Here is a 16630-nt window from a genome sequence, read left to right as displayed (position 1 = left end):
ACCACAAGATATAGACTCTTTTAAATAGTAAGAGAGAAGCAATACAATTCCATTCTAATAGTTTTTTTAAAAACTTCTCAGTAATTAACAAACTGAGAGGGATGTCCAGAAAGTTTTTTAAAAGTCTTTTGTCGGGTCGGAAGTGAACATTGTTTGCACTGCTAGGCATTTTTCCGTATAATAGCTGTATTGATTTATTTGAAAAAACGTACAGTTACTGGAGGAAAAAGATGGGAAGTTATCAAACAAGAAGTGAAAGACATCATCAACCAAAGAAGACGATGAAAAGACCTAGTAAAAAGGCGGTGGTCTCTTTGATGGGTGCAGGAATGATGTTAGCGCCAATGACGGTCACTTTCGTTCCTCAACAGGTACAAGCTGCTGAGAATCAATATGCGACGCAGGACATCTCAGGGTTCATCGAACAAATTGGCTGGTCAGCACAAGATGTTGCTGCCAACAATGATCTATATGCTTCTGTGATGATCGCTCAAGCGATTTTGGAAAGCGGCTATGGTTCTTCCGCATTATCCAATGCCCCCTATTACAATTTATTTGGGGTCAAAGGCAGTTACAACGGACAAAGTGTGTATATGCCTACCCAAGAGTATTTGAATGGTCAGTGGGTAGAGATGAATGAACCGTTTCGTCAATATAACTCTTATTGGGAATCGTTTCAGGATCATGCGAACGTCTTGCGAAGTACAAGTTTCGCGACAGGGACTGCTCATTACAGTGGTGTCTGGAAAAGCCAAACAACCTCATTTTATGATGCAACGAATTACTTGACGGGACGTTATGCTACCGATCCAGGTTACGCACAAAAACTGAACTGGTTGATCGAAACCTATCAGCTTACACGGTTCGATACAGGAACGACACAAAATACAGCCTGGACAAACACAACTAGCACAACGACCAGCGAAACAACGACGACCACGTATTCAGGTAGTACATCTTCAGCACAGAGCTATCAAGTTGCTTCTGGGGATACGCTTTGGGATATCGCCAACCGATTTGGCACAACCGTTGATGCGTTGATGGCATCGAATGGATTATCCAGTGAGATCATCGTTATCGGACAAGAGTTGATCGTATAAGTAAGTTAAAAACCTTAAGATGGATTGCTACAATTGCAGCCAATCTTAAGGTTTTTTTGACGTGGCAATCAAACTCTGGTCAGTGGAAATAGAACAAAGTATAAAACTATATGAAAAAAAATTTGAAATTGCTTACTTTTTATTCGCAACTCCGAGGTATTTTAGGTAGAATGGAAGAATAAGAACGGGAGGGATTTTCAATGACAAAAATCTATCAATCGGTCAATGAATTAGTTGGTCATACGCCAATCGTCAAATTAAATCATATCGTAGAAGAAGGTTCTGCTGATGTGTATGTGAAATTAGAGTTTTTCAATCCTGGGGGTAGCGTAAAGGATAGAATTGCTTTAGCCATGATTGAAAAAGCCGAAAAAAGCGGCTTATTGAAAGCCGGCGATACGATTATCGAGCCAACCTCAGGAAATACGGGGATCGGTTTAGCCATGATCGGTACGGCAAAAGGCTATCGGGTTGTGTTGGTTATGCCAGAAACGATGAGTATCGAAAGACGGAAAATCGTACAAGCTTATGGTGCAGAGTTGATTTTGACGCCTGGGTCTGAAGGGATCACAGGATCCATTAACAAAGCAAAAGAATTAGCGGAGCAAGACGGCTACTATATGCCATTACAATTTGAAAATCCAGCTAACCCAGAAATTCATGAAAAAACGACAGGAAAAGAAATTGAGGATGCATTTGAATCAAAAGGTTTAGATGCTTTTGTCGCTGGAATCGGCACTGGTGGAACGATCACTGGAGCGGGCAAAGAACTGAAGCGCGTCTATCCTAATTTGAAAATAGTTGGTGTTGAGCCTGCTGAATCTGCGATTTTAGAAGGTGGTAAGCCAGGACCGCATAAGATTCAAGGGATCGGTACTGGATTTGTCCCTAAAGTATTAGATACCGAAATTTATGATCAAGTCATTGCAATTGCCAGTGACGATGCGATGAAAACTGCACGGCAAGTTGGGATGAAAGAAGGGATTTTAGTTGGAATCTCTTCAGGGGCTGCGATCCAAGCTGCTTTACAGGTAGCAAAAGAACTAGGCAAAGGCAAAAAAGTTTTAGCAATCGTGCCTGACAATGGCGAACGTTATTTGTCCACAGCACTGTATCAGTTTGAAGACTAACAATCGAGAGAAAGCAGGCATTGAAATGTCTGCTTTTCTTTCTCGAAAAAAGGGGACGGAAGCGGGCTGAAAAAAGCGTTTTGCCTTTGAAAAAATAAGGAAAGCTGTTTGAATTTTTAGGTTTTACATAGTATGATAGGTGAGATAAGAGAAATGGAGGAACTCCTGTGAGTACGATCTACGATGAAGCGATCAAACGATTAAAACATGAAAATATTCGTATTACACCGCAGCGAGTAGCGATATTAGAGTTTTTAGCCAGTCACGATGCCCATCCGACCGCTGAAGAGATTTATCGAGCGATTGAAGTTCATTTTCCTGGTATTAGTGTCGCAACGGTATACAATAACTTACGTTTGTTCACAGAAATTGGCTTTGTAAAAGAAATGAATTATGGAGATGCCTCCAGTCGTTTTGATTTTACAACGGAGCCTCATTATCATGCTATCTGCCAAAAGTGTGGAAAGATCGCTGATTTTTACTATCCAGGATTGGAAGATGTCGAAATGGCGGCTTCGAAATTAACTGGGTATCAAATAAATAACCATCGACTAGAAGTTTATGGTCTATGTCCCGAATGCCAAGTGAAAGAGGAGGAAACAAAATGAAGATAATTTCTACAGATCAAGCACCACAAGCAATCGGTCCTTATGTTCAAGCAAAAATCGCAAACGGCTTTTTGTTTGCTTCTGGTCAAGTGCCATTAGATCCTGTTTCGGGGGAAGTTGTCGGTACGACGATTGAAGTACAGACTCAGCAAGTATTGAAAAATATCAACGCGATTCTTGAAGCGGCGGAACTTACGCCAGATGACATCGTTAAGACGACATGTTTTTTAAAAAATATGAATGATTTCGTTCCTTTCAATAATACCTATAGCACATTGTTCAATGAAGAGTTACCTGCACGTTCTGCTGTAGAAGTTGCCCGCTTGCCAAAAGATGTTTTGGTTGAAGTTGAGATCATCGCAGCAGTCAAAGAAAAAGCGTAACCAAGAATGAATCGTGGGACGTCCGCCTTTGCGTCGTCCCCTTTTTATTGGATTGATCTTGGACCAAAGGATCATAGAGTTTCAGGTGAATCAAGGAGAAGAGGATACAGTATGGTTTCGTTAAAGGACTATTTAGCAAAAGGGCAAACAACGATATCAAATTTGCTTTTAGAAAATTACCATCATCTTGGATTGACAAATGACGAATTTTTGTTATGGCTGCAGTTGTATCGCAGTCATGAGCAAGGAAATGATTTCCCCGATTTACGTGAGATTGCCTCTGTGATGGGGAGTGATCAAAAAGAAATTTATCATTGGTTAAATCAATTACTTAAAAAAGATGTACTGCGAATGGAATCAAAAAAAGATGCTGCCGGAAAAATGGTTGATTATTATGATTTCACAGGAATCTATGACCGTTTAGAATTTCTCTTGACACAGCAATCGAAAAATGAGGCAGTAGAATCAAATGAAGAAAAAATCCGTGGGTTATATCGCTTGTTTGAAGGCGAGTTTGGTCGGCCATTGTCAGCAATCGAATACCAGCGGATCGGGCAGTGGTTGGATGAGGACCATTACGATCCGGAACTGATTCAGTTTGCTTTGCGAGAAGCGGTTTTGAATCAGGCTTATAGCTTAAATTACATCGATCGTATCTTACTTTCTTGGGAACGTAAGAATATCACGTCGAAAGCGCAAGTTGAGGAAGAACAAAAAAGAAGAAAAAAACAATTTCTTCAAAATGAGAATATTTCACAGGAAGAAGGGCCAATGCCCAAAATCCCTATGCATAATTGGTTAGAAGGAGAGTAACAGACAAGGAGTTCAAATAGTCCTATGATCAGCAAAGAAAAAACAATGATCGCCATCGAAACAATGTACGAGATGTTTCCCGAAGCGCATGGTGAATTGGTATCCAAAAATGCGTTTGAATTATTGATCGCAGTCATTTTAAGTGCGCAAGCAACAGATGTCTCGGTAAATAAAGTCACCCCGGCACTTTTTGAGGCTTATCCTACACCGCAAGCTTTGAGCGAAGCACCTTTAGAAGATGTGATTGCAAAAATCAAGTCGATCGGTCTGTATCGAAACAAGGCAAAAAATATCAAAGCTTGTGCTTCGGAACTATTGCTACGTTTTGGTGGTGAAGTGCCGAAAACAAGAGAAGATTTGGTTTCTTTGCCAGGTGTCGGTAGAAAAACTGCGAATGTGGTACTTGGTGATGCCTATGGGATACCGGCAATCGCTGTCGATACCCACGTCGAACGGGTGTCAAAAAGATTGCGCATTTGTAAATTAGATGCCAATGTACTAGAAGTTGAACAAACGTTGATGAAAAAGATTCCCGAACCATTATGGGTCAAAACCCACCATACGATGATTTTCTTTGGCCGTTATCATTGTACCGCGAGGGCGCCAAAGTGTGAGATTTGCCCGTTGTTGGCGATGTGCCAAGAAGGAAAGCTTCGCATGAAGGGGAAGAAAACCATTTAATGGTGAACATAGACCAAAAGTATCTAGGATCAAGACGCTAAGCGAAATCGCTTAGCGTTTTTTTTTGCACAATTTGATAAAAAAACAGGTAATTAACGTAATACCCTTTATTAAAGCCCTTTCAAGTAACTGGAAAAACATAAGCTTACTGAATTTTTTTGATTACACCACTCAAAATCAGGTTTTTTTCACAAATAGATCGTGTGAGGGGTGATGCTCGATGCGAAATGAACCTTCCAATACGCCTTTTTTTTGAAACTATTTGTAAGCTTAGTATGATGGGCTTCTTTCGCAAAATTTTTACCCTTTCTTTTTATAAAAATGCTTATTTTTGGTCAATAAAAAGGAATATTAATAAGAAAATTCACCCATTGGTGAAAAATAATATTTCAAATCTGTGAAAATCATCAGTATAGTGAACTTTGTCAAAAGTTATAAGTCTTTCTCTGCTATTTTACGAATGACAGAAAAAGCGTTGCACACTTCAAATGATTCTGAAACGATCTCAAAATCATTTTTGTTAACGGGTCTTAGGCAAACGCTGTTTTGAAAAGATCACTTATAAGACGTGGCAAGTATAGAGGAGGAGGGAGAATGAAAGGAGAAAAGGTATGGAAATTAGTTCGTATGGTTCTGTTTTGCACTCTTTTTTATGGGATAACTATTTCTACGGCAGCGGTGAATGCTCAGGAAGTGCAGTCGGTTGAAACAGAAAGCTCTGTGCTCTTTACCGGTGTTTATGAGCCTATTGGGCAACCCGAACCAGCACCGCCAGCAGGCCCTACAGAGAATATATCGCCACCAAACAAGGTAGCAAAACCAGGTGGTATTTTACCAAAGACCAACGAGACAAGAACTTACGGCGTAATCTTTCTTGGATTACTGCTTGTACTGGTTGTATTGTATGTGCAATATACCAAACATCGATCAAAATTTGTGATGGTTAAAAAGAAAAGACAAATAATTTGAAAGCAGGGATTAATTTGAAATTCGTACGATTTGCATCGGCAGCTGTTTTAGCTGCAACTTTATTTATTATTAGCGCGGAAGCCTTCGCTACTGAAAGTGTAACAAACCATGATACAGAAGGGAAAGTTCTCTTTGTACCAAACGATAGCGAAGCGACAGTGGTTCAACCACCAAATCCTGGTCCTAATGGTCCAGATGTAGAGATCAATCCAGTCGGCCCGGAAGGACAAACGGGACCATTGACGATTGCTTACGCACCTACGCTTAATTTCGGTGAGCAAGTGATTTCTAATACCGATCAAGAATATAAGCTAGTGGCTGAATTACACAAGCTAAAAGACGCGGAAGATAGTGAAGAAAGAGTTCCATATGTTTCATTTGCTCAAGTCCAAGATACGCGTGGGACAAATGCTGGTTGGGACTTAAAAGTTTCCTTAAGTGCTTTTGAATCAGGAACACAGAATAATGAACTGACTGGAGCAAGAATTCGTTTTAATTCGCCAAAATTGGAATATAACGGAAGCAACCAAGAAAATGAGCCACAAATTCATGCGGATGGATTGATTTTAGATGCTACAAATAGTGAACGTTCGGTTCTGACTGCTGCTCAAACAAAAGGTGCTGGCGTATCGTCAGTCGTTTGGGGCGATCAGGAAGAAATCAATCGACAAGTAGAAGCAGGTGCAGAGGTTGTTGAAAATGCTGGAATCGAGTTACTTGTTCCTGGATCAACAGCAAAAGACGCTGCTCTTTATGAAGCAACTCTTACTTGGACTTTGGCTGCAACAGCTGGACCGGACGGAGAAACGGTTGAGTAACTTGGTTTTGTACTGAATAAAAAAAGAAAGAAGGAACTAGAAATGAAAAAGATTCGTTTAGCTACGGTCGCTGTATTATCCACCACTTTACTAGCAGGAGGCGTTCAAGCCTTTGCCCAATCTTCATTAGAAACGACTACCGATAACGTTGTAGGGTTTACCTCAGACGGAAGCGATCTAACAGTGGTACAACCGCCAGTCGTGCACCCAGAAGTAGAAACAATCGAACCAACACCGCCAGGACAAACGGGCCCATTTACCATTGCTTATGCACCACAAACATTCGATTTTGGTCAGAATGCTATTTCTACCAGTGATCGTTGGTATTCAATCGTTGCTGATGAGCGTAATTTGGCTGATCAATCAGGGACGACACCGTACGTATCGTTTGCCCAAGTGCAAGATACCCGAGGAACGCATGCTGGTTGGACATTAAATGTTAGTCTAACTGATTTTACTTCTGAATCAGGAGATGTCTTGACTGGGGCAAAAATCAAGTTGGCAAACCCTGAAATCGTGTTCAACAAAGGCGAGGGTGATCGAGACTTACAGCCAAGTGCCGTTATCAATAATGAAGAACAAAATGCGTTGATCCTAGATGTCAACGATCAAGACATTCCTGTCATGCGTGCTTCGGTCGGTCAAGGCGCGGGCGCTTCATCGATTTACTGGGGAGATCAGGAAAAATTGACAGAACAAAATCTTAATAAACAAGAAGGCGAAATTATCAGAAATGATGATATTCAACTATTTGTACCAGGCTCTACCACGCAGCTAGCAACTAACTATACTGCTGAAATGACATGGACGCTAACTGCTTCTGTTGATAGTGGCGGCGAAACAGTAAATCCGTAAGAAGGATCATAGCTTGCAACAAGAAACAACTGGCAGGAATAGTAAATTATTCCTGCCTTTTTTGGAAGGAGAACCACTTTTGACTGAACAACGTATGAGAATGAAATGGATGAAAACGGTTACCTGTGCGGTCATCCTACTATCATTCTTTTTTTCACCAAGAATGAGCTATGCTCAGACAGAATCAGAATTAAACTTTTATGTGACGCCTATCTTACCGGAAAGTCAGCTGGAAGGAGGGGCGTTGGGGTATTTCGATTTAAATCTTGGGGCAGGAGAACGTGATGAATTGGCTTTAGAGATCGAAAATGGTTCTGATCAAGCGATCGAAATAGAAATTTCTGCCCATACGGCATTTACGAATGTGAATGGTGTTGTGGAATATGGCAGGGATGCAGAATCCCCTGATCCGACTTTACCTGCATCAATTGATGAACTGGTAGAGGTGCCTGAAACCTTATTGTTCGATCCATTAGAAAAACGAATCATTTCTTTACCGATTACGATGCCAGAAGAGGAATTCAAAGGGGTTTTGGCAGGTGGCATTCGAATCAAAGAGGTTATTTCGGAAGAGGAGCAAACACAATCTGCTGAAGAAGGATTAGGCATTCGGAACGCATTTTCCTATGTCATTGGTGTGGTAGTAAGCAACAATCGGTCCGCAACGGATCCGGGATTGGAACTGCTTGATGTTTTTGCGGATCAAGTAAACTACCGAAACGTATTTAGTGCTGTTATCCAAAATTATACAGCAACATTTGTCAATCAATTGGAAGTAACAGCTGAAATTCGTTCTGTTGATGGTGAGACGATCTTATATGAAACAAGTCAATCATCTATGCAAATGGCTCCTAATTCACATATGCATTTCCCAATTCCCTTGGATGGCGATCGTTTTCGTAATGGGGAGTATGTATTGAATCTTACTGCGCGGTCAGGAGAGGAAGAGTGGTCTTGGGAACAGATATTTAGCGTAGAGGCAGAAGATGCTCGCCGCTTAAATGAACTCGATGTCACTGTAGATACGTCACTCAATTGGTGGATGATCGCCACGGCTGGTCTAATCAGCTTGCTTCTAATTATTGCGATCATCCTAATTGTTCATAAGAAAAAAAATGCAAAGGAAGGTGGGAAAAGTTGAAATGAAGAATACCCCGCACAAGGTAATAATTGCGATCATTATTGGATTACTAAGTGTGCAAACTTTTTTTCCAAGTCTGAGCAGTATCCTATTGCCGGAAATCCACGCCATCGATCACACGATTGAACCGTTGGACGAAACGCAGAATATGTCCTTGCTTGATAAAGCAACACAACCGATCCAAACAAAAGAATTTGACATCCATCAACCTTTTTTTCAGTTTCCAGTTAGTGTGATTGAAGGTGTCGTGGATCAACCGATCGACGTTTTCGTCGTATCAAGCCAACCTTTAAATGAGATTACGCTAGTTGTAGCGAAAGAAGCAGCGATCGTGGAAGAAGAATTTGCTGCAGAATTGAAGAATAAGAAGCTGTCTGAAGAAGAACAGGAATGGACGCTTACCTTTGATGAAGAGCTAATGGAGTTCGAGATTCCTATCGTCTTTAATAAAATAGGCGATTATCGACTTTTTATAGGTGAAGCGGAACTAACGATCGAAGTACAGGCAGAAGATGACGGGGAAGAGGACTCGGATGATGATGCAGATAATGAAACGATCGAGACAGAGGTCTCACCATCAGACACGCCGCAGGAAGGGAAACGAACCACGCAACCTTCTAATGACGCGAACCTAAATGAGAATCAGCAAGACACAGAAGCTGACCAAGCAGAAGCAATTGCCCAATTGACAGAACCTGTCACACCGTTAGACGAAATCAGTCACCGGGATGTTTCCAACTGGCAAGAGTTTATGGCGGCAATCGTGAATAGAGAAGTAAATTATATCAATATCGTAAATGACTTTGAATCATCAAACAATCCTACTCAAGGAGTTTCCGGAGTGGCTGCGGGAAGTGCAACTTCCAACCCGTCGAATGGGGTAGCCTATATTTGGACCAATGCTTCTGGAATTTCGCGAACGCTTGTGATCGAAGGCAATGGGTATCAAATCGACTTTAGAGCTGTTGCTGTCGGATTTTATGATAGTACCGTCAATAGTGCAACGCCGTGGGATATCACGTACCAAAATATCGATATCGTTCATGGCAACTATTATGGCTTCATGAATTTTACGAATATGAGTATTCCGCAACAAAATCTATCCAGAATGCGTTACCACAATTTAACCAACGCGGGCAATCAGTTGATCCACTCGTTAGCGACACCTGTTATTATGTCTGGCGAAGTAATATCGCATCAAACTCCGACATATACTTCCAGATCTGGACGTGTGCAAACGATCAATGCAACCAACCAAGCGAATATGGAAGTAACACAATTGGAAATTCTTGATAACGCAACAGTTGACATGTCGACAATAAATTCCGGCAATATCTATTTATATTATGCAACGGGGCGTATGACTATTGGCAATGATGCAAAGATGTCTCTGCGTGCAGCTGGAACAGCCGGTGAGGCTTTTGGAGCAAATATTTATATTGCGAATGGACGGATCAATATCGGTAATCGATCAGAGCTTCATTTGACTGCCCGAGCCAACTCCCCCGCAATCAGTATGTATGCTAGCGGCGCCCACTTTGAAATGTCTGAGGATAGCAAAGTGGTAATCAAAGCTGACGGACGTACCACAAGCCTCAATGGATGGGGCTATAACATTATCTACATGGGTGCTGGAAGCACGATGCTTATTGGAAATAAAAGCAGTGTCGAAATTGATGCAGTGAATCAAGGGACCACCACCTCCGGAGTGATCCATGTAGCCGGTGCCGCCACATTTATTGTTGCTAAAGAAGGAGTCTTGGATATTAAGTCGGACGGAACCAATCCCTCTCATTCCTTGATGACATTTTTGAGCTCGGCCTCAACCTTCACTTTTGCGGATGCACAACGCATCAATTTAGAGAAAACAAGGGCGGTTACCGGAAATGCAGCAAATAGTAGCCTTATTTCGATTTCCGGCAGCGGCGGGCTATTAGATGTGGATATTCAAGCTGCGAAGCAATGGCGGCATGGAAACTTGACGGAGGAACCAGACTTCAGTTGGAGTCCAATCTTCAATTTAAAAGTGAATTTTGCCTCTACCTTGTCATCGATTTCGAATGTTTCTTCCATCTCACAAGAGATCGTTGATCATTTTCGCGCGAATTTTACCACAAGAGCACAACGTATTCTATTTGAATATATTCCAGATGTCGAGGTTCATTTAGAACCATTAACGGAAGATCCGGCACTGGAAGGCTCAAGAATCATTAGGGGAAAAGCCACACCATATAGTGTGATTCGTTTTGACGGAGATCCAGCGATTCCCGCACCGCAACTGCAATCACCCTCTTTTGATGATAACAGCTTGTTTCATCTTCAAGCAGATGCCAATGGTGATTTCAGCTTGACCTTAGCCGAGGGGGATCGGTTTACAAAACATAATACGGTGACGGCTTACGCTTTCTTAAATGGAAAATTTGATACAGCTGAAACAGTTGTTCAAGAGATTGCCACAATGAATCCACGAGATCCGATCGCGCCAGATATTGAAGTGAATCCAGAAAATAAACCGGATATACCAGAACATTTAGGGTTTATCAGTATCGATTTCATCTCCCAGTATAGCTTTGGAGATGTATCAATAAGTGCAGATACCAAACAGTACAAGGCATTGCCACAACGTCTTAGCAGTGCTGATGGCTCAGTAACTGAGGAACGGCCAAATTACGTGCAGATTTCTGACCGGCGCGCTCAATTTACCGGCTGGGAATTAAACGCGACATTATCCGCTGCAGGATTTCGTAATGATCGAGGAGAAGAACTTCGGGGTGCACGAATTATTTTAGAAAATGCAGTTATGCTGACGAATGCCGCCAATTCAGCAATTCCTCCCACTTATAGTGAATCAATGATCCTTGATCCTGGGGTACCCGCTTTGATCGCTGAAGCGGATGCAAATGAAGGAAGCGGTACCTGGATTCAGCGCTACGGGGATATGGGGACGATGGGGGATAGTGTCAAACTTGAAGTACCCATTGGATCAAATCCGCGTAACATGACCTATCAAGCAACGATTGAATGGGAGTTAAGTTTTGTCCCATCTACCGAATGATCGATGCTCAATCTTATCAAATGGAAGCTGTTGACGCCTATGACAGCTTCCATTCTTGATAGGAAGACAGTGAATAAATCGGTTGAAAAGCAGTGGATTTTAACGCTTTTTTATGGTAGATCACGCTGCTGAGCAAAATCTGCTTAAGCTGGCTAAATCAATCGTTTGCTTCAAAAATAATCGCGAAGATACAGAGTTCACCTAAACTCGTGCAAAAACTATTCAAGCAACTTTGAATCAGTTCGTCAGGTTTTGATCAAAACCAATGATGCCGGCTGAAACAAGAGAAAGGAAACTGTATGAAGAGTAGAAAAAAGAAGTCATATTTAACATTATTCAGTGCTGGGATTTTAGCAAGCCAACTTTTTGTTTCTCCCGTATTACTGGCGAAAGAAAGCCCTCAGCCTGATAACTATTCAGAAAATACAAATGCCGAACAGCAACTTGATGACCAAGATTCATCGGCAGCAGAAGACCAAGAAAGTCAAGAAGACGTCAGCAAAGAGCAAACGGAGGACTCGACCGAGTTATCCTCCGAATCAAATGAACCGCTTATGGATTCAGAAACAGCAGATACCGTTGTAGAATCTCTTGATTCGTCTGAAGAAGCAGACTCAACACAAACGACCGAGTCAGCGGAAACGACCGAACTAGAGGAATCAGAGTCCAAGGAACCTTCCGAGGAAGAGGAAAAAAAAGATGCTGAAACGGACGATCTAGAAATAGAAACAGAGAACAAGCCAAAAGAGACCGACTTGATTGATGAGTCATTGGCACCAAAAGAAAATGAAATTTCAACTGAGAGCAACGAAAATACTGAAAATGCAAAAAAAGAGGAGCCGAAAACACCTCCGATTATTGCACCTGAGCAAGTAATAAACCCTGTCGTTCAATCACCAGATGCTACTTCTGACTTGAAAAATTCTTTTTATGATGGACGTACCATTGATTTACCAGAGAGTTTTCGGGCAGCAAAGATCGCAGATTCGAATCTGTTAGATTTCACCTTGCCGATATTAGCTGATTATGATGCGCAATGGCAAGCGGCATTCGTCTACGAGATCATCGGGCAAATTGGTGAACTAGAAGAACCATTGACGATGGACGAATGGATCAATGAACGGATCAAAGCGGTTATAAAAGGAGAAGCTAGCTGGATAGAAAAAGAACAGCAGGTTGAACAATTACAACCGGGGGATCTTTTATATGACGCAAATAAGTTAATCGGTATCTACCTCGCAGATGGTTACCAAGCAAGTTTAGTGACAAATCAAGAAGAGCCAACGAAAACTGCCATCGAAGTTCAGCGGGTTTCTATCGAAGAGCTGCTATCGATCAGACGGCTATCAAATCCTGAATTGGCTACATATGGCGAAAAGCTAGTTACTGAATATCCAGCCCCTTACGAATTTACAGTGAATCAAAAGACCCAGACGTTTATTGAAACATTGGCACAAGAAGCCCAAAGCTTAGGGCAAGAATACGATGTCTTTGCTTCTGTATTGATCGCGCAAGCGATCCTTGAAAGCGGCAGTGGCGACAGCGGGCTTTCCAGCAGTCCCCATTATAACCTTTTTGGGATCAAAGGCAGTTATCAAGGAAACAGCGTGACTTTACCAACAATGGAAGATAAAGGCAACGGAGAACTATTCCAAATTCAAGCCGCCTTTCGTTCCTATTCAAGTTATCGAGATTCCATGGCTGATTATGTCAAATTGATTCGCGGAGGAATCACTGGAAATCCAACCTTTTATCAAGACGTGTGGCGCTCTGAATCAAAAAACTATCTTCGGGCAGCAGATGCTTTGACGGGCACTTATGCGACCGATGTTAATTATAGTAAAAAAATCAATTCACTGATTGCGGTCTATGGATTGACGCAATATGACCAAGTGATCGCAACAGAAACAGGCTTGTTTATCCAAGGAAAAGAACAAATTCCAGAAGAGTATCGCTCCCTCATGACATTTCGAGAATACAACGGTCGTGACTACAATCTTTCTGGTTCGTATCCTGTTGGACAATGTACTTGGTATGTGTTCAATCGCGTGAGTCAATTAGGCGGTCAAGTAGATGACTACATGGGAAATGGTGGTCAATGGGGCAATACCGGACGACGTTTAGGTTACAACGTCAGTCAAACACCTAAAGCAGGCAGTATGATCTCTTTTGCACCTGGAACAGCTGGATCTGATCCTCGTTATGGGCATGTCGCTTTTGTTGAAGCCGTTGGTCCAAATGGTATTTTGGTTTCAGAAGGAAATGTCTATGGTGGAACCACAATCTCTTATCGCGTGATCAGCAATGAATTGGCGCACTCATCAAGTGTTTCATATATTATGCCAAAATAAGGATGGAGGGCTGGCAATATGAGTAAAAGGCATAGACAAATAGGTCTTCCTATCAGCGGTATCTTTTTGATGGTCCTTTTGCTTATTGCGTTTCTTCAGCCGTATCGACTGGCGTTAGTCAGAGGAACGTCCATGCTGCCGACGATCGAGGATCGACAAGTTGTGCTGATCCATAAAAAGCGCCAGCCAAATCGCTATCAGCTGATCGCTTTCGAACAGGAAGGGAAATTTTTGATCAAGAGAGTGATTGGTGTGCCGGGGGATTCCTTCGTTCGTACACAGGAGCGTTTGTTGATTGGGGCGGAGGATACTGACTTTGATTTTTCATTTATGATCACTGTGAAGGATGAAGCCGTTGAGGCGTTGCCGATTCGGGGGTACCTCAAAGAAGATGAGTACTTTGTCGTTGGCGATGCACTGCTCACTTCAAGTGATAGTAGAGAATTTGGAATCATTTCAAGTAAAACCTTTTATGGTGTGGTGACCACGTTCTTCTGACACATCAGCTTCTTGAAAGGAAGTTTGCGATGATTCATTTCTTGCAACATATCAACGAGACTAAGTTTGTATCAAAAGGGATGAATAAAACGAATTTTAGTTTTGATGGAAGGAAGAGACTGTGATTTTTATCTATATTGGGATGATACTGCTTGCCATTGGAGCAGGTAGTATCATCGGTTGGCGATTGTATCGAGAATATTTATTAAGAAAAGTTGAAAAGCAGCTGTCGTCAGATGCTTTAGCCAAAAGGAAACTGCGTTTATTTAAGCACAACCTGCGCAGTGGGCACCTGCTAATTGTATTGGGCTGCAGTAGTGCCATAATCGTAAGTGTCTTGCTACTAACAGTTTTTCAGCTGACAGGCGGCATTCATTTGCAAAGGCTGCAAGAAGAAACTAGTCAATTGAAAGAGGAAGTCTTCGCGCTAAGAACTGAGCAAACGGAATGGATGCGTATGCCGATTTTTGCTTATCCTGAGAACGGCTTTGCTTTTGAAGCGATTGATTGGGAGCATTTACTCGTATCCAATGATCGTGAAGCACAGTTTGCAGCTGAATATGAGTTGGCCTATCAGTTATCACCATATCTAGGTCGCACCGTAGCGATGATTTTTGTTGATCAGCCCTTGCAAGAAATCTCGATTGTTCTATCTAGCAAATTACCATCAATTGATGACTTAAACGGATGGGAAGAAAATTTTTCTAGTCTACTACATGATATGCAGAACGTTCCCTTGATCACCCAAGGAACCTTCTCTGTTCAATTTTCCAAGGATTCTGATCAGTCCTTTGAGCAGACGATCATTCGTGATGAGAATGGAGTTTGGACCCTTTTAGAACGCAGCTTTCCAAACACTGACGCTCAAGAAGTAGCTAATAACGAGGGGAGCGAAAGCATATCCTCTACTCCTCAAACGGATCAAAGTGAAACGATCAATACAAATGAACAAAAAGGCAGTGTGAAAAATTAATGATGAAAAAGAAAAACAAAGGTTTATTTTCTGTCCAAAAGCTAATGGATGAAGTAAATCAATTATCCATAGGAGAGCTGAATGAATTTGAGGAGACAAATCAAGAAGAGGGAATCATTGAGGATCAAGGGTCCGCAAAGGCTACGCCTGAAAAAAAAGAGAAAGGAACCAATCGACAAGCGGACAATGAACCCCCTAAAACCCAGAAAGAAACAGCGAAACCTGTCGCACAGACTTTAGCAAAACCGATTTCTCACCAAAGAGTGTCTGTTGATCAACAGACAGATCAAAGTGTCAAAAAGATAGCAGTGCAGCAAAAATCCTCTGGGAACCGTGATAACCACGCCAAAGATAGTCAACTCGTTGAAGACAAAGGAGAACGTATGGAGAAAGAATTGAGTATAAACCAGACACATAAGCAAGAGTCAGAAGAACAAGAAAAGGATCATATGATTGAAAATTTATCTTTTGAAATTAAAGAATTGATTTTAGAAAATGAGCAACTACAGGAAGAAAAAAAACAGTTAAAAAAACAGCAGAAGGTAGTGGCTCAACAAGAAGCAGAGGCAAAAGAATTAAAAGCTTCGCTAGTAGAAGCGAATAAGAAAGTCAAAGACCTAGAAGAACAGCTTACAAAAGTAGATACAGAAAAACTTGAAGCAAAGATCCAGCAATTAGAAGCTAAGTTAGCTGTTCAGCAAGAAAAAGAGCAAAAAGAGAAACAAAATTACGAAAAGGAACGCGCTGAATGGACGTTGAAGCGGCAAGAAATCCAGCAGTTGCAAGAAGTAATTGCTGATTTGAAACAGCAATTGGCAGAAAAAGAAGAGCTTGCAGCAAAAGTTTCAGCTAGCGAATCAAATGAAGAAGTCGCAGAGCTTCAGGCGAAGATCGAAGCACTAAGGGAAGAAAATGCAACCCTACAAATCGAAAACGAGCAGTTCCAAACAGAAATCAGTGAGGTTTTAGTCTTTGCTAGAAGAAAAGCAAATCGCACGATTCAAGAAGCGAAGATCGAATCTGAACGAATGATCCGTACGACAGAAATGCGAATCGATGGCATTCATGATCGTGCCAAGGAGATTCTTTTTGAAGTGAACGAGACGAAAGAAAATGTGATTCATTTGTTTGACGATCTGCATAATCAAGTTTATCAGCTTTCAGATAAAAAATTGCTTTTTGAAGAGCTTGAAAAGTAAGCTTCTACATTTATATGGTCGTTATTAAAAAAACAGTAGATCAAAATCTGATCTAC

At 41.6% G+C, this 16630-nt stretch carries 15 protein-coding genes; all 15 read left to right on the top strand.

Features of this window, described 5'->3' with window-relative positions; translation table 11 throughout:
• The first annotated feature begins 230 nt into the window (after positions 1–230).
• The 15 genes from IGI89_RS13625 to IGI89_RS13555 all read left to right on the top strand — a co-directional run bounded on the left by IGI89_RS13625 (position 231) and on the right by IGI89_RS13555 (position 16574).
• Positions 231–1100, top strand: a complete 870-nt coding sequence (locus IGI89_RS13625) for a glucosaminidase domain-containing protein (RefSeq protein ID WP_016611726.1) — start codon at positions 231–233, stop codon at positions 1098–1100.
• Positions 1101–1300: 200 nt separating this feature from the next.
• Entirely contained in the window at positions 1301–2230 is a 930-nt protein-coding gene (cysK, locus tag IGI89_RS13620; protein WP_005236064.1) for a cysteine synthase A, read from the top strand.
• Between the two features lie 167 nt (positions 2231–2397).
• Positions 2398–2838 (top strand): Fur family transcriptional regulator, encoded by a 441-nt coding sequence (locus tag IGI89_RS13615; protein WP_005226158.1) that lies wholly within the window; start codon positions 2398–2400, stop codon positions 2836–2838.
• The gene (locus IGI89_RS13610) at positions 2835–3221 is read left to right on the top strand and encodes a RidA family protein (protein ID WP_005236057.1); all 387 of its coding nucleotides are present in this window, start codon (positions 2835–2837) and stop codon (positions 3219–3221) included. Before IGI89_RS13615 ends, IGI89_RS13610 begins: the two co-directional genes overlap by 4 nt.
• 111 nt (positions 3222–3332) lie before the next feature.
• Complete coding sequence (locus IGI89_RS13605) at positions 3333–4034, top strand: DnaD domain protein (RefSeq protein ID WP_005236055.1); 702 nt, start codon at positions 3333–3335, stop codon at positions 4032–4034.
• Between the two features lie 24 nt (positions 4035–4058).
• Positions 4059–4715 carry an endonuclease III gene (gene nth, locus IGI89_RS13600; protein ID WP_005236053.1) on the top strand — a complete coding sequence of 219 codons (657 nt, stop codon included), beginning with the start codon at positions 4059–4061 and terminating at the stop codon, positions 4713–4715.
• 594 nt (positions 4716–5309) lie between these two features.
• Positions 5310–5684, top strand: a complete 375-nt coding sequence (locus IGI89_RS13595) for an LPXTG cell wall anchor domain-containing protein (RefSeq protein WP_005236050.1) — start codon at positions 5310–5312, stop codon at positions 5682–5684.
• A gap of 14 nt (positions 5685–5698) precedes the next feature.
• Positions 5699–6502 (top strand): WxL domain-containing protein, encoded by an 804-nt coding sequence (locus IGI89_RS13590; RefSeq protein WP_438735742.1) that lies wholly within the window; start codon positions 5699–5701, stop codon positions 6500–6502.
• A 42-nt stretch (positions 6503–6544) separates the two neighbouring features.
• Positions 6545–7357, top strand: a complete 813-nt coding sequence (locus tag IGI89_RS13585) for a WxL domain-containing protein (protein WP_061054154.1) — start codon at positions 6545–6547, stop codon at positions 7355–7357.
• Positions 7358–7370: 13 nt separating this feature from the next.
• Positions 7371–8498, top strand: a complete 1128-nt coding sequence (locus IGI89_RS13580; RefSeq protein ID WP_438735741.1) for a DUF916 and DUF3324 domain-containing protein — start codon at positions 7371–7373, stop codon at positions 8496–8498.
• A gap of 1 nt (position 8499) precedes the next feature.
• Positions 8500–11553, top strand: coding sequence for a pectate lyase-like adhesive domain-containing protein (locus tag IGI89_RS13575; protein WP_438735740.1), 3054 nt, complete (start codon positions 8500–8502; stop codon positions 11551–11553).
• A gap of 299 nt (positions 11554–11852) precedes the next feature.
• Positions 11853–13904, top strand: coding sequence for a glucosaminidase domain-containing protein (locus IGI89_RS13570; RefSeq protein WP_438735739.1), 2052 nt, complete (start codon positions 11853–11855; stop codon positions 13902–13904).
• Between the two features lie 18 nt (positions 13905–13922).
• On the top strand, positions 13923–14402 hold the full coding sequence (gene lepB, locus IGI89_RS13565; RefSeq protein WP_015509748.1) for a signal peptidase I: 480 nt from the start codon (positions 13923–13925) through the stop codon (positions 14400–14402).
• A gap of 121 nt (positions 14403–14523) precedes the next feature.
• A complete protein-coding gene (locus tag IGI89_RS13560) occupies positions 14524–15375 on the top strand; it encodes a hypothetical protein (RefSeq protein ID WP_429961233.1) in 852 nt (283 codons plus the stop codon).
• On the top strand, positions 15375–16574 hold the full coding sequence (locus IGI89_RS13555) for a hypothetical protein (protein WP_420658132.1): 1200 nt from the start codon (positions 15375–15377) through the stop codon (positions 16572–16574). The genes IGI89_RS13560 and IGI89_RS13555 overlap by 1 nt, the downstream gene beginning before the upstream one ends.
• Positions 16575–16630 lie beyond the last annotated feature (56 nt).

It is taken from the genome of Enterococcus sp. AZ141, from assembly GCF_051714385.1.
GTDB lineage: Bacteria > Bacillota > Bacilli > Lactobacillales > Enterococcaceae > Enterococcus_D > Enterococcus_D entomosocium.
The sequence above is the reverse complement of the archived record's forward strand: the minus strand, read 5'-3'. Positions and strand labels throughout refer to the sequence as shown.

Excerpts from the sequence above, each read along its gene's own strand:
- IGI89_RS13625 (WP_016611726.1), top strand. The coding sequence starts at position 231 with ATGGGAAGTTATCAAACAAGAAGTGAAAGACATCATCAACCAAAGAAG.
- IGI89_RS13570 (WP_438735739.1), top strand. The coding sequence starts at position 11,853 with ATGAAGAGTAGAAAAAAGAAGTCATATTTAACATTATTCAGTGCTGGG.
- IGI89_RS13605 (WP_005236055.1), top strand. The coding sequence starts at position 3,333 with ATGGTTTCGTTAAAGGACTATTTAGCAAAAGGGCAAACAACGATATCA.
- cysK (WP_005236064.1), top strand. The coding sequence starts at position 1,301 with ATGACAAAAATCTATCAATCGGTCAATGAATTAGTTGGTCATACGCCA.
- IGI89_RS13585 (WP_061054154.1), top strand. The coding sequence starts at position 6,545 with ATGAAAAAGATTCGTTTAGCTACGGTCGCTGTATTATCCACCACTTTA.
- IGI89_RS13610 (WP_005236057.1), top strand. The coding sequence starts at position 2,835 with ATGAAGATAATTTCTACAGATCAAGCACCACAAGCAATCGGTCCTTAT.
- IGI89_RS13555 (WP_420658132.1), top strand. The coding sequence starts at position 15,375 with ATGATGAAAAAGAAAAACAAAGGTTTATTTTCTGTCCAAAAGCTAATG.
- nth (WP_005236053.1), top strand. The coding sequence starts at position 4,059 with ATGATCAGCAAAGAAAAAACAATGATCGCCATCGAAACAATGTACGAG.
- lepB (WP_015509748.1), top strand. The coding sequence starts at position 13,923 with ATGAGTAAAAGGCATAGACAAATAGGTCTTCCTATCAGCGGTATCTTT.
- IGI89_RS13575 (WP_438735740.1), top strand. The coding sequence starts at position 8,500 with ATGAAGAATACCCCGCACAAGGTAATAATTGCGATCATTATTGGATTA.
- IGI89_RS13595 (WP_005236050.1), top strand. The coding sequence starts at position 5,310 with ATGAAAGGAGAAAAGGTATGGAAATTAGTTCGTATGGTTCTGTTTTGC.